12 protein-coding genes are annotated in these 13,497 nt (G+C 54.8%); 4 read left to right on the top strand and 8 right to left on the bottom strand.

Annotation, left to right across the window (positions count from 1 at the left end):
• Window positions 1–136: 136 nt before the first annotated feature.
• Window positions 137–1,525, top strand: a complete 1,389-nt coding sequence (locus tag E2N92_RS01540; RefSeq protein WP_220681948.1) for an MBL fold metallo-hydrolase — start codon at window positions 137–139, stop codon at window positions 1,523–1,525.
• A 434-nt stretch (window positions 1,526–1,959) separates the two neighbouring features.
• Here the strand turns inward: E2N92_RS01540 and E2N92_RS01545 are convergent, their stop codons facing one another.
• Window positions 1,960–2,703, bottom strand: coding sequence for a fasciclin domain-containing protein (locus E2N92_RS01545; protein ID WP_220681949.1), 744 nt, complete (start codon window positions 2,701–2,703; stop codon window positions 1,960–1,962).
• A gap of 21 nt (window positions 2,704–2,724) precedes the next feature.
• A complete protein-coding gene (locus tag E2N92_RS01550) occupies window positions 2,725–4,866 on the bottom strand; it encodes a thioredoxin domain-containing protein (RefSeq protein WP_220681950.1) in 2,142 nt (713 codons plus the stop codon).
• A 129-nt stretch (window positions 4,867–4,995) separates the two neighbouring features.
• Here E2N92_RS01550 and E2N92_RS01555 point away from each other — a divergent pair, with 129 nt between their 5' ends.
• Window positions 4,996–6,309 (top strand): NCS2 family permease, encoded by a 1,314-nt coding sequence (locus E2N92_RS01555; protein WP_246589274.1) that lies wholly within the window; start codon window positions 4,996–4,998, stop codon window positions 6,307–6,309.
• Between the two features lie 157 nt (window positions 6,310–6,466).
• On the opposite strand, the gene E2N92_RS01560 is transcribed toward E2N92_RS01555, so the two are convergent.
• The 6 genes from E2N92_RS01560 to E2N92_RS01585 all read right to left on the bottom strand — a co-directional run bounded on the left by E2N92_RS01560 (window position 6,467) and on the right by E2N92_RS01585 (window position 10,806).
• Window positions 6,467–7,903: a Fic family protein gene (locus E2N92_RS01560; RefSeq protein WP_220681952.1), complete on the bottom strand. Its 1,437-nt coding sequence runs from the start codon at window positions 7,901–7,903 to the stop codon at window positions 6,467–6,469.
• Window positions 7,900–8,538 carry a DUF4062 domain-containing protein gene (locus E2N92_RS01565; protein WP_220681953.1) on the bottom strand — a complete coding sequence of 213 codons (639 nt, stop codon included), beginning with the start codon at window positions 8,536–8,538 and terminating at the stop codon, window positions 7,900–7,902. The genes E2N92_RS01560 and E2N92_RS01565 overlap by 4 nt, the downstream gene beginning before the upstream one ends.
• A 449-nt stretch (window positions 8,539–8,987) precedes the next feature.
• Complete coding sequence (locus E2N92_RS01570; protein ID WP_220681954.1) at window positions 8,988–9,185, bottom strand: Fic family protein; 198 nt, start codon at window positions 9,183–9,185, stop codon at window positions 8,988–8,990.
• 145 nt (window positions 9,186–9,330) lie between these two features.
• Window positions 9,331–9,603: a type II toxin-antitoxin system RelE family toxin gene (locus tag E2N92_RS01575; protein WP_220681955.1), complete on the bottom strand. Its 273-nt coding sequence runs from the start codon at window positions 9,601–9,603 to the stop codon at window positions 9,331–9,333.
• A complete protein-coding gene (locus tag E2N92_RS01580) occupies window positions 9,600–9,839 on the bottom strand; it encodes a DUF7557 family protein (protein WP_220681956.1) in 240 nt (79 codons plus the stop codon). Before E2N92_RS01580 ends, E2N92_RS01575 begins: the two co-directional genes overlap by 4 nt.
• Window positions 9,840–10,230: 391 nt before the next feature.
• Window positions 10,231–10,806: a carbohydrate kinase family protein gene (locus E2N92_RS01585; protein WP_220681957.1), complete on the bottom strand. Its 576-nt coding sequence runs from the start codon at window positions 10,804–10,806 to the stop codon at window positions 10,231–10,233.
• Window positions 10,807–11,249: 443 nt separating this feature from the next.
• Between E2N92_RS01585 and E2N92_RS01590 the strand changes: the two genes are divergently transcribed.
• Both E2N92_RS01590 and grpE read left to right on the top strand, forming a co-directional pair.
• Window positions 11,250–12,677, top strand: a complete 1,428-nt coding sequence (locus E2N92_RS01590; RefSeq protein ID WP_220681958.1) for a hypothetical protein — start codon at window positions 11,250–11,252, stop codon at window positions 12,675–12,677.
• 7 nt (window positions 12,678–12,684) lie between these two features.
• The gene (gene grpE / locus E2N92_RS01595; protein WP_220681959.1) at window positions 12,685–13,497 is read left to right on the top strand and encodes a nucleotide exchange factor GrpE; all 813 of its coding nucleotides are present in this window, start codon (window positions 12,685–12,687) and stop codon (window positions 13,495–13,497) included.

Consider the following 13,497-nt stretch of genomic DNA (forward strand, 5'->3'; position numbering starts at 1 on the left):
CTGGAAGGCTTTTGATCGTCCGTGGATCTCTGTACTCCGGGGAGATCCCGGTCGGAGACGTACCCTTCCCCTGCGGCACCCGCCTCCCCAGACACCCTTATATACCGCAACCCCCACCTCCCACCCGGGGAGGGACATGATCTTCGAGCAGATCGAATCTGAGGGACTGGCCCACTACTCGTACTTCATCGGGGCAGGGGGGGCCGCATTTGTCGTCGATCCGCGGCGGGACGTGGACGTCTATCTCGCTCTCGCCGCGGAGCACGGCGTCGGGATCACTCACATCTTCGAGACCCACCGCAACGAGGACTACTGCACCGGTGCGCTCGAACTCGCCGGAAAGACCGGTGCGGAGATCCTTCACGGGTCGGCCCTCGACTTCGCCTTCGGCCGCCCGGTGAAGGAGGGGGACGTCGTCGGCGTCGGACCGCTGGAGGTGCGGGTGATCGAGACGCCCGGCCACACCGACGAGAGCATCTCCCTCGCGCTCGCCGAGGCCGGGCATGACGGGACGCCCTTCATGGTCTTCACCGGCGACGCCCTCTTTGCCGGTGACGTGGGGAGGACCGACTTCTTCAAAGACCGCCTGGAGGAGATGGCCGGCAAACTCTACGACTCGCTCCACACCAAAATACTCACCCTCGACGACGGCGTCATCGTCTGCCCGGCCCATGGCGCCGGGTCGGTCTGCGGCGGTGCGATCAGTGCCCGCCCGCTCACCACCGTCGGCCACGAGAAGAGGACGAACCCGCTCCTTCAACGCAGCAGGACCGATTTCATCGCCGCCAAGATCGCCGAGCACCACCCCATCCCTCCGTACTTCGCCACCATGGAGCGCTACAACCTCACCGGCCCGCCGCCCCTCGGAGAGGCCCCACCGATGCGGCCGATGACCGCCGACGCCCTTGAGAAAGCGGCCGGGCGGGGTGCCACCCTCGTCGACCTCAGAGGGCCTTCCGCCTTTGCCGGGGGCCACGTTCCCGGGAGCCTGAACATCTGGCAGACCGGAATTTCGGCATATCTCGGATATTATGCCGGATACGACCGGCCCATCATCCTCATCGACGACGCAGCACCGGCCCCGCGCAACGCCGAGACGCAGGCCCGTCGCCTCGGGTTCGACACCATCGACGGCTACCTGGGCGGCGGGATGAGAGCATGGTACCGCAGTGGCCGCCCCATCGGCAGGTGCGGGACCTGTTCGGTCCACGAGGTCGACCTTGCGGCGGAAGGACAGTTCGTCCTCGACGTCAGGGAGACCGCCACCCGCCTGGCGGTCGGGGCGATTCCCGGATCTCATTCCATCCCGGTCGAGGAGATCGCGGGGAGGATCAGGGAGGTGCCGAGGTTCAAAAAGATCCTGGTCTACTGCAACACCGGGTACAAAGGAAGCCTTGCAGCCTCGGTCCTTCTCAGGAACGGTTACCAGGACGTCACCAACATCCTGGGCGGGATGAGCGCCTGGATCGAGGCCGGGCGCGAGATCCGGAAAGAGACCGGAAAAGAGGCACTGCCGGCTGTGTAGGGTCAGGCACGAACGCCGGGTTCATCCCTGATTCCCATGAAAATGATCCCGAAGATTGGGCTTTGTAGAAATCATCTTGACGGTTCTCTTCGCCGGGGGTAAGACCCGCCGGAGTCCCTATGACGAAGATAGCCGAGGGACGGCGATGGAGCGAGATCCCCACCGACTCTTCAGTCTTGAAAAGAGAGAGCAAGCAACGAGAAATATTCAGCCGGTATGCTTGAGGCGTGTTCTCGGCTCATGAATAATTTTACAGAGCCCGGGAATAGAATCAGCGAACGTTTCTGGCATCCGAGGATGTACCCCGCGCACTCCAGAAAAGGCGCGGGCTGGGAGTGGCGGCCACTCCCGGCATGACACGCCCGACAACGGTGCCGAAGGCACCGTTCCGATGAGGCGACACGCCGCGCCGTCAATCATCCGACCTGACCCATTCAGGTCTCGGTCGTCTCGTTCTCTGTTGTCTCGTTCTCGGTCGTTTCGTTCTCGGAAGCCTCCTCGACGACCGCAACCGACGACGGGAGCATCACGGCATCGATCTCATGGATGACGCCATTGCTCGCCTCGATGTCGGCCGTGATCACGGTGGCACCGTCCACCGTCACGACACCGTCGGTGATCGAGACATTCAGCATCTCGCCCTCGAGGGTCTCGAGCGTCTCGAGACCTTCGAGAGACGCTGCATCGTACTCGCCGGGCACCACATGATACTGCAGCACGCTGGTGAGTTCGGTGGTGTTGGCCAGGAGATCATCGAGGGTGCCGGCAGGCAACGCCTCGAAGGCCGCGTCGTTCGGTGCGAAGACGGTGTACGGCCCCTCCTCCTGGAGTGCGGTCGTCAGGTCGGCCGTATCGAGCGCCGTCAGCAAGGTGGTGAAGGTTCCGGCATCGGTGGCGACCCCGATGATATCAGCGGTTGTCGCGGTCTCGTTGTCAGCTTCGGTCCCGGTCTCATTGACGGCCTCAGTCTCGTTCTCTGCCATGGTCTCTGTTTCAGCCACCGTCTCAGTCATGGTCTCTGTTTCGGTCACTGTCTCAGTCTCTTCTCCGACGGGCACAGTCGTCGTAACCTCGGTCGGCGACGGCGTCTGGCCCTCCGGCGAGGTGCTCGTACACCCGCAGACCATCAGTGCGGCTACGAGTGCTGCAAGCACCAGGAGTGTCCATTTCCCACTCATGGATGTGTCCCCCCCACAGGGTTATCCTCTCTTCATAATTTGCTCCATATAGTCTTTCCCCCATGGGACCCGCTCGCCTGCGATGACCTCCCTGAGCGTCGAGGTGTCGGTCACCGGTTGTTCGCATGCCGGCCCCCTGCAGAGATAGGTCACCGGCTTCCCTCTGTCGAGATCCATCTCACGGGTGTGGGGGGCGACCTCGTTGAGCACCGTCTCGTTCTGGCGGTCTCGCAGGACGACCGAGGTGTACGGGAGATAATAACCTTTCAGGACGTCGAGGAACTGCGTCGTCCTTTTGTCGTCTCTCTCTCCGGCGACCACCACCTCATAGGAATGAGAGAGAGCCGAGAGCAGGGCGTCCATGTACCCGGCATAGGACGACGGCCGCTCGGAGGCCATCGTCGAGAAGGCCCCGAGGCCCGAGGAGGCGATCTGTGCGTACCGGGTGCTGCCGGTCAGGCGGTACAGGGTGAGCAGCGCGGTGAGGGCAAGGGAGTTTCCTGACGGCACCGCCCCATCGTATGCCTCTTTTCTCCTGAGGATCAACGCTTCGCCGCCTCTTGGCGAGGTGAAGAACCCGCCCTCGGCTTCGTCCCAGAAGAGGTCGATCATGCGGTCGGCAAGAAGGCGGGCCTCCCGCAGGTACGTCCCGTCGAAGGTGGCCGGATAGAGCTCGGTGAGTGCCCAGACCAGCGCGGCATAGTCGTTGAGCATGCCGGGGACCGCCGTCTCGCCGTCCCGGTACCGGTGGAAGAGTTTTCCGTCTTCATCCCGCATCCGGCCGATCAGAAACCCGGTTGCGGTCTCGGCCGCCTCGATGTAACGCTCCTCATCAAAGACCGCCCCGGCCCTGGCCAGCGCTGCGATCATAAAGGCGTTCCAGTCGAGGAGCACCTTGTCGTCGACTGAGGGCCGCGGTCTGTGGGAGCGTGCCGAGAGGAGGATCTTCCTGGCGTCCTCGAGTTTGGTCCGCACCTCCTCCTCCCGCATCGCAAACTCCTCCGCAAGGTCGGCCACCGGCACCCGCTGGTGCAGGATGTTCACCCCCGGCACCGGTCCCTCGCTCTTGAGGCTATGGCCGATGCCGTATGCCCTGACAAAGAGGTCGGTGTCGGCGGGGCCGAGGAGCGCCTCCACGTCCTCGGCGGTCCAGAGATAGAACTTCCCCTCGACGCCCTCGCTGTCTGCGTCTTCGGCCGTATAAAACGCTCCGTCCGGCGACTGCAGGTCCCTGAGCACGTACTCGAAGACCTCGTCGGCGACCTCCCGGTAGAACGGTTCCCTGGTCGCCTCATATGCCTCGGTGCAGGCAAGGGCGAGGAAGGCCTGGTCGTAGAGCATCTTCTCGAAATGAGGCACCACCCATTCGGCGTCGGTGGTGTAGCGGTGGATCCCGTAGCCGATCTGGTCGAAGATCCCGCCCCTCCGGATCGCTCGCAGCGTCTCTTCGGCCATATCGAGCGCTTTTTCCTCTCCGGTCTCGCTCCAGTAGCGTATGAGAAACTGGAGCGTGTGCGGTGCCGGGAACTTCGGGGCGTTGTCGAAGCCTGCGTTGTTCTGGTCGTATCGCCGGATCAACTCCCGGTAGGTCCGGTGGATAAGGTCGATCCCGGGTTCGGTACCGGTCTTCCTGCCCGTCTGCGCACGGATCAGCCGTTCCCTGATCTCATCGGCCGAGGCGACGACGTCTTTGCGCTGATCGGCCCAGAGTTTCTGGATCCGCGGGACCAATTCGAAGAGCCCGGTCATCCCGAACCGCGACTCCTTCGGGATATAGGTGGCCGCATAGAACGGAAGTCTCTCAGGCGTCAGGATGACGTTCAGGGGCCACCCCCCCGTCCCGGTGAGCGAGAGACATGCCTCCATATAGACGGCGTCGATGTCGGGCCGCTCCTCCCGGTCGACCTTGATCGGGACAAAGGTCTCGTTGAGCAACGCTGCCACCTCGGGATCTTCGAACGACTCCTCTGCCATCACATGGCACCAGTGACAGGTCGAGTACCCGATCGAGAGAAAGATCGGTTTGTTTTCACGCCGTGCGAGTTCGAACGCCTCTTCGCCCCACGGATGCCAGTCCACCGGGTTATAGGCGTGCTGCAACAGGTACGGACTCTTCTCTCCGATAAGATGGTTCGGCTTGGGCCGGTTCTTCTCCCCTTCCATGTCTGCCCCCCTCACCTACCTCCTGCCACACTCTCTATATCAGTCTTTCCCGTCGGCCCCGACACCCTTAATCACCATCTCGTTGAAATGGTATGAAAAACACTGAAAACCAGTATGGTGGTTTCAAGTATGGGCAAAAACTTCATAGAACGTCATTTCAGACTGAGCGAACAGGGCACGTCGGTCAAAAAAGAGTTTGTCGGCGGCCTTGTCACATTCATGACGATGGCTTACATCATCGTCGTCAACCCGGCGATCCTTGAGGCGGCGGGTATGCCCTTCGGACCGGCGATGGTTGCGACGATCCTCTCGGCCATCTTCGGGACAGTGATCATGGGAATCTACGCCAACCGGCCGTTTGCGATCGCTCCTTATATGGGAGAGAACGCCTTCGTCGCCTACACGGTCTGCGGCGTCCTCGGCTATTCGTGGCAGACGGCCCTTGGTGCGGTCTTCATCTCGGGCGTGCTCCTGACCATTCTCACGCTCACGAAGTCCAGGAACATCATGGCCGCGGCCGTGCCCCACAACCTCAAGATCAGTTTTGCCGTGGGCATCGGGATGTTCATCACCTTCATTGGGCTGGTGAACTCGAAGATCGTCGTCCTCGGGGTCGAAGGGGCGCCGCTCCACATCGGGCCGGTCACCTCGCCCGAGGTGCTGATCGCCGTCGTCGGCTTCCTGGTCATGGCGGCCCTGATGATCCGGAAAGTGAAAGGCGCGGTCCTCATCGGGATCCTCTCGGCGGCGCTGCTCGCCTTTGCCACCGGGGTCGCCAGGGCCCCTGCACAGATCGTCAGCATGCCCCCCGACGTCTCGGCGGTCTTCCTCCAGCTCGACGTGATGGGTGCGCTCTCCTGGGGGTTCTTTGCGGTCATCCTCACGATGTTCACGATGGACTTCCTGGACACGATGGGGACGCTCATCGGGGCTTCGGCAAAGGCAGGGTTCCTGGACGAGAATGGAAACCTGCCTGAGATCGAGAAGCCCTTCCTCGCCGACTCGCTCGCAACGGTCTTTGGCGCCGTCGCCGGGACGACGACGAGCGGCACCTTCGTCGAGTCGGCGGCCGGGATCGAGGAGGGAGGACGGACCGGGCTCTGTGCGCTGGTCGTCGCCGCCTTCTTCGCGCTCGGGCTCTTCTTCTCCCCGCTCTTTGCCGCCATTCCGGCCGCGGCCACCGGCCCGGCGCTGATCATCGTCGGGATCCTGATGATGTCGGCGGTGAAGGACCTGGACTTCGAGGACTATGCCGAGGCGATCCCGGCGTTTGCCGTCATCGTGCTGATGAGCTTCACCTACAACATGGGTGTCGGGCTCTGCGCCGGTTTCGTCCTCTTCCCGCTCCTCAAGATCGTGCAGGGGAAGGTGCGTGACGTCAGGCCGGCGGCATGGGTGCTCTTCCTGCTCTGTCTGGCTTTCTTCATCTTCTATCCTTACTAAATCACTCTTTTTTGGACTCTGTTGAAACGGGCGTGAGCCCCGGGCTCAAGCAGACGTGATGAACATTCTTGTGGCTCCCCGGCGCGAGATGGCGGTGAAGATTCTGCGATGAGGGCAGTACGCCCGATTATCCATCAAGAACTGATCAGGCAACCGTTCATGATCGGTCCCCCCCGATCAGAGCACGTCCTTTCTCAGTGAGGCGATATTTCTGCTTACTGCTCTTAGGTTTATCCAGGATCGTCATTTCAATCAGATTATCGTGGATTGCCGGCAGCAGATAGGTTTTCCTGAAGTGTTCATTGTCCTTCAGACCAAGAATATCCTGGAGGTTCTTCCGAGACATCTCTCCTTCAAAGGCATCAAGCATCCGTATGACTTCCGGGGTGACTTCCGGGGTGACTTCCGGGGTGACTTCCGGGGTGACTTCCGGGGCATAGAAAGTTAGAGTGACCCCGTGGTCGTCCTCCGACCACCGCGGCAGCGGTATACCGTGTTCATCACAGGCCTTCCTGATCATCACGCTCCCACGACCCATCTTCTCCATCAAGCCACGCAGATAAAGTACATGGGCAATATCCGGGTTACGCAGCACCGAGATGTGACCGGTCGAGAGGTCATCAGGGGTTACCCCCTCAGGGAATGTACCGGAGTTCCAGATCTCCAGGCGGTCGGGATAGATGGAAACAGCAATCCCTCCGGAAAAATCACTATAGTCCCGGTGGACAAAGGCATTCACCAACCCCTCCCTGATCGCCGCCACTGGATAGAGGGAGTCGTCCCGGCGTTCCAGATTGCCTTTCCCAAAACGCGATATTGTGGGAGTGTTTCGTTGAATAAAACGGAATACATTCTCTAAAACCGGGACCAGAGGCCCCTCAAAGGACTTCATATCTCTGTAGGTGTCGTCGGTCCTGTCTGCCGTAAAACAGGCGGCACGTACCCTGACCTGGGGGTTACGCATCGCGGGATTGGTTCCAAAGAGTACATCGCCGCCATTGGTCAGGCGACCATATCGGCACACTGCAAGGTCTTCAAGAACCATGACCGTATTGTCACCATCTCGAAACTGAAACCGAGAAGTCTTATTCACAGCATGGATAGCGGAACGAATTTCATCTCTGTCCAGATCGATTTTCATGTCGGCGGAAGAAAAACGCCTTTCCCATCTCTCTGGTTCAACCTGTTTGCGGAGCACCATGTCGCGGATCGTTTCGACGTTTGCTCTTCGGGTGGTCTGACCTTCGCGAAGAAAAATCACATTCTCAAATGCGTATGGCAGATCCTTACCGGCCGGCACCTCGACAACCAGCAAGGTCTCCTCTTCAATTCTATATACCTGAACAGAAACCAGCGCCGTAGGAGAAAGACCATGTAACAGTCCACGTTCAAGATCCCTCGCCGCATTCTCGGCGTCATCGATGCCGATAATGTTCCCCTTATCGTCCACTCCACATACAATAGAGCCGCCGGACGTATTGAGAAAACCACAGACTATTGCGCCGATGAGTTCAAGATCCCGGCACCGGGACAAAATCTCAATGCTCTGGTCATCTCCAAGCAGCAGAACCTCTCTGATATTCTCTATTTTCATGGATGCTCTCCCTTATCATGGATGATTTGAGAAATATGTGCACTGTCACGTAAGTTTTCATGCACGAACGCCTCGACTTCCTGGTAGCGAGAGAACTGTGCCAGGGTAAAAAGAGCAGCGTCATCATCGGAACGAAATTTTTGAACCCAGTTGCCCTGCCGGTCTTGCAGGGGTTTCTGGGAGAGAATGGCTTCTTCATACATGTCGATGACACGGAGATCATCCAGGATCTGATTTTTTCTCAGTGAAAGTTGTCTTCGACCGTCCTCTCCGTTATACCCGAGATGGTTCAGGAGCGATCTGGCATAAACCACATAATCATGGGCTAGAAGCCAACGGGGCTTGTTAAGTTCAATGGCTTTTCTCAGTTCCTGATGAGTGATGGAGAGTCCGTCCTCATCTTTCCCGCTGCCGTAATGAGGAGTGATCAGCCCGAGAAAGAGGTCGCAGTTCGTTACCCCCGCGATGCAGTTATCAAAAGCTGAACAGTTTGAAAAGACCGGCATGGTTCCCTTGTGCGACATCCAGACTTCATAACCAAATGCCGTTAAGAGAGTGTATATCCGGTCCAGGAGTTCCTCAATGCCATAGACCGTGGATGAAACCATGACCGTGAGTTTTTTACTGCTCTCCATCTTTCCTCCGCTGAATCCAGAGTTCCTCTGATAGACTCCTTTTTGAGAAAACCTCAATCATTTCGATCGATTGAATCATTCAGACACACCGAGAATCCATCCAGAAGGATGCTTGCTTCTTTCGGGGGGGCCATCACAGATTCGGTATTGGTATGAGTGACGACGGGAGACTGATATTATTGCCCACAGATCTTTTCACCGGTTGTAGCGTGTCACCTGAATCATCCTGGGTGTCATCACACATCCAATATATTTCCTGACGGGGAGACTCCGGACCTGATCTCGCAGGCGACCTCATCGACAGTATTGATGAAATGAATCTTGTTCTGTCTTTTCTTAGACCTGTCGGTTTGACGGATGACTACAGATCACATCGAGCATATCCCAGAAGTATCCGGCGCCTGAACAATCCTCTGGATTGAAACAGATTTATCCGGGAATTCGTTCATTCATGAACGATCTTCTCCGATCAGAGCACGTCCATTCTTCGTGGCCCGGTATCTCCGTTTGCCGCTTCCTGGTTTCTCGGGGATGGTCATCTCGACAGGCCCGGCATTGAGCAGAGGCCAGAGGATCTGGTCCCTGGACCTGGTGCGTTTTGTCCTGCCGGCAACGGTGAGGAGTTCGATCATGGGCTTCTCTGTCATGCACGCACGCAGGATCTCGATACTCTCCCGAAAAAGATAGAAGATTATTTTATTCAGTGTTCTTTTTCAGTTGAATCAGGCATGAAGCGAACGCACGCCTCAAGCATACCGCATGAAAAGTTTTTCCATGGTAATGATAGAAGCGTCAATATTTCCGATATACCTTACTCCGATGCCCCACTTCGATCACGTGGATGACCATCACGTCGTCGACGATGGTGAGGATGGCGCGGTATTCGCCGACCCTGAGAGAGTAAAAAGGAGGGTTCTGTCCTCCCTGTATCTTCTTCACATGCCTCTTCGGGTCCGTCTCCCCGGCGAGTGACATCAACTCTTCACCGATCGCGAGGGCGTCGTCCTTCGGGATACGTTTGATGTCACGGCGGGCCTTCGCGGAGAAGAAGACGCGATAACTCATTCGTCTTTCAGCTCCGCCATGACCTGCTCAAGGGTATAGAGCCGGCCCGCTTTGATATCTTCGAGGGATTCCTCGATGGCTTTGATGGTGGCGTCGCTGAGGGGTTCGTCATCGACTGCCATCTCCACGAGCCGCTCGATCACGTCGGTGTAGGATTCCCTGGGGTGGATCTTCAGAGAGTCCAGGCGGTGCTTGAGGGGGACCCTGATCTTGATGGCGGTGGTGTCGGTGGGCATACCTGAGTATACGGGGGTATACGTGATGAAGGTTATGATCTTTATTGATCCCTACGTGATTCCGGGTCGGTCCTCATGCCGAAGACGTTGAGGTGAGGACGCCTTCGCTGAGTTCATCGAACCTGATGAGATCACACTCTGGTATCGTCAGGAGGCATCATTCACCTCTCATGAAACCCTCGATGTCGGCCAGTCGTACACCCGGATCGGCAGCTTGTGCTCCACGATGCCGAGGCGAGTCATGCCACTCCTCATCAAGTATCTGCCGCTCCTCCTCCTGGTCGACGAAATCCCTAGTCCTGATTAGTACTAATCTGGATTAGTAATGATGGACGTGTCCGACCCCATGACTTCGGAGAGGCCCGGGCACTTCCCTTCCTTCAGACATCCCTCACAGGTGGGGAAGGAGAAACACCATTCCTGATCCGCTCCATTGATACCCAAAGAGAAATCCAGCAGCGAACGAATCTCCGGCGCCTGTTGGATCGACCATCTTCGCCGCGACTGCAGGGACATGGGCATCATGACTCTCTGTTATGACTCTGCACCCCCGTGACCCTAGAGTTGTTACGACAATGTCAGGGCCAAGATCCCTGATATCTGAGGCATCCAGACCGAAGAGTCTGGCGATATACTCCTCCTCATGTTCATTAATGAACAGAATCATCGTATGCCGCAGGATATGTTTAAGGTCACTATATGCTATCTCATCCAGACCGTAGCCAGGGTTAAAAGAGAGGGGAGCATTGCTTTTCTGGATGATCTGCTTCACTGCTCCGGTAAAATCTCTGCAACAATGAACAATCCCCGCTTCAAGCACCTCAATGGGAGTATCGAACTCGTCCGATTTGCCGACACGAAGATTTGTGGACACTACATGGTGAAACTTGATGCAAACCCCTCGCCCGAAAGGAGAGAATGAGAAGGCAGACGCCCTAGAGCCAAACGCGACCATCACTTTTCGCATATTGCCGCCCAAAATTCGGGTTAGGACGCGTGGGAGTAATCCTATGTCCCTACTCGACAGGTTAGATTCAGGGCCAATTCAATTTTTACAGAAATTTCGTTACGCCACCCCGGTCGAGCGGATGCTTTGCACACCCATAGAGCAGTTTTCATACCAGCAGTTTTTTCCATTTTTTATCTTCTCATAAAAAATGTTTAAAAATGTATAAATAAGAGAAAGTAAAATGAACACTCATGGGAGATGGCGGAGGTGAGGGATTAGGGTTATTGATACTCCTCGTTATCATTGCGATTGCTATCATAATCCTGATCTCGGTGATACTTACTATTGGTTCGATTGCCGGTGCCCTTTTTGGCGGCGGAACCGCGATGTCAAATTATTATAAATCGTTCAGAAGCAATGTGGCAGTCAGATAAGTGAGAACCCACATTTTTGGTGCGATTATGATGGTCCAACCTGCACGCAAAAGTTATTATTTTGAGAAAGGATACTCTGATTTATATAATTCAATTAAAGGTGCTTGGATAAATAACAAGATATCCATAACTGGTTTCTGGTCAAAATTATCACAGAAATTAAGTGATACGGATACTGGGGCCTTGGAAAAATTATTCTACATTGTTATGTACGTTATTGCAATACTTTCTGTTATTGTCGTAGGTACAATTGTGACTCTATTTTTAAGTCTCGTGCACATACTTATCCTCCTCTGCGTCATGGTCATTATATATATTGCTTTTTTAATAATGTGGGGGGTAGACCGACTCTATCTTATCTGGAATAAAATCTTTTCACCATGCACGGTCTGCACGAAATGTTCTGAGTACCTGATTCCGACATATCTGTGCCCCAACTGCGGAGTGGAACACACACGGTTAACTCCCGGAGTCTATGGCATCCTCAAACGCGAATGCCAATGTGGCACAATAATTCCTACCACGTTTTTCAACGGGAGACGTGACCTGAAAGCGATCTGTCCTGCCTGCGGCTCTCCCATTTATGGTAAGGAATCAAAACCAATTTGTGTTCCGGTTATTGGTGGTTCTGCGGTTGGAAAAACGATGTTCATCACCGCGTTTATAAGAGATTTTGCTGTATCCGTTGTTCCTGCAAGCAATTGGGAGATTGAGCATTACAGTAAAGAAAAGCAACTACTTCTGGAAAATATTGTCGAAAACTATTCTAAAGGAAATGTACGAAAAACTACGGATAAAAGTGCAATATCAATCAATTTTTTTTTGAAGAGCAAAGATAACCTCTGGTATCCCGAAAAATTATTCTTCATTTATGACATTGCCGGTGAAGTATTCGGAGGTGAAACAGAAGACCGGTTGCAGAAGCAATACCAGTATTGTCATGGGATTGTCTTTCTTATCGATCCATTTTCCTGCCCGGATATCCTAAATGATTACTTCTCAAAAATTTCTCCTGCTGATAGGGCTCAGATAAGCCAGACTAATCCAAATGATGCACTGGACATTTTTATTCAGAAACTTCAGGATATTGCAGGACTTTCACCAAGTGCTCTCTCAAAAGTACCTATAGCAGTGGTAATTAACAAAACTGACATTGGCGGATTACAAAAATTATTTGATAATACGGCGTTAGCAGAGATTATCGCACGGAATTCAAAAAAGAAGCTCACAGAAAGTGACGCGCAGGATATTGCCTGCAGAGAGTTCCTCCGCCAGAACGGGCTGGGGAATCTGGTCCAGACAATAGAGATGAAATTCAAGACCAATAAATTCTTCGATTGTAGTGCTCTCGGTCATTCGATCGGGCAAGGGCCCATGAGACCATCGCATGTAATGGTCCCTATGAGATGGCTCTTCTCATTTATTGATCGGGATATTGCAAAAGGCTGGAGGTAACCTGAAAATGACTGAACAAAACCATTTACGACAGAGTCCGACGGATGTGGAGATTCTGCCCGATAAGAGCGTACTCTCTCGTGAAAACGAGGACACCTATTCTTCGATCCAAGATAACGCAGATCCGGGGAGGACACCTGGATCCCCCACACAGAATGGCGATCCTGACATAAGTTTTGCCCCGGGTACAAAATCTGATCCGGGATTGTCTGGCAGAGTCTCAGGTAATGAAGAGAAAATTTTCGAACAGATCCAAAAGTTACAGCATGAACTGGCAGAATCTGCCCGGCGTGAAGAGCAGCTGATTGAGCTAGTAAAAGAACAGAACATATTATTCAAGACCCGTTTCTCCCAGGATGAACAAAAAGAGAAGCTGATCGATAAAATGCATGAAGAATTACAGAAGCTGAAATCAGATCTCTACAAAAACCTGGTCCGGCCTGTTCTGGTTGATATACTTCGTATCAGGGATAATATGCACAGGATGGAGACTGATCTCAATAAAAAATATCCTGACGGTATGGTTCCAATCAAAGCTTTTTCGGATTACAGTCTTGATCTGGCAGATTTATTGGAAGAGCACGGTGTTGAGATTTTTGAAGAAAAGGCTGGAACCCATTTCATTCCGGTAAAACAGAAAGTGATCAATCGTCTGGTAACAAGTAACAAGGATCTCGCGGGGATTATTGCCCGGAGTATATGCAGTGGCTACATATATAATGGTCAGGTAATCTCTCCACAGAAAGTAGATGTGTATTATTTCGAAGAATCGAAGACACAAAGCGCTGATCCTGGTCCTGAAACAACACAATCGAATTAG

It is taken from the genome of Methanofollis formosanus (genome assembly GCF_019633745.1).
Classification (GTDB): domain Archaea; phylum Halobacteriota; class Methanomicrobia; order Methanomicrobiales; family Methanofollaceae; genus Methanofollis; species Methanofollis formosanus.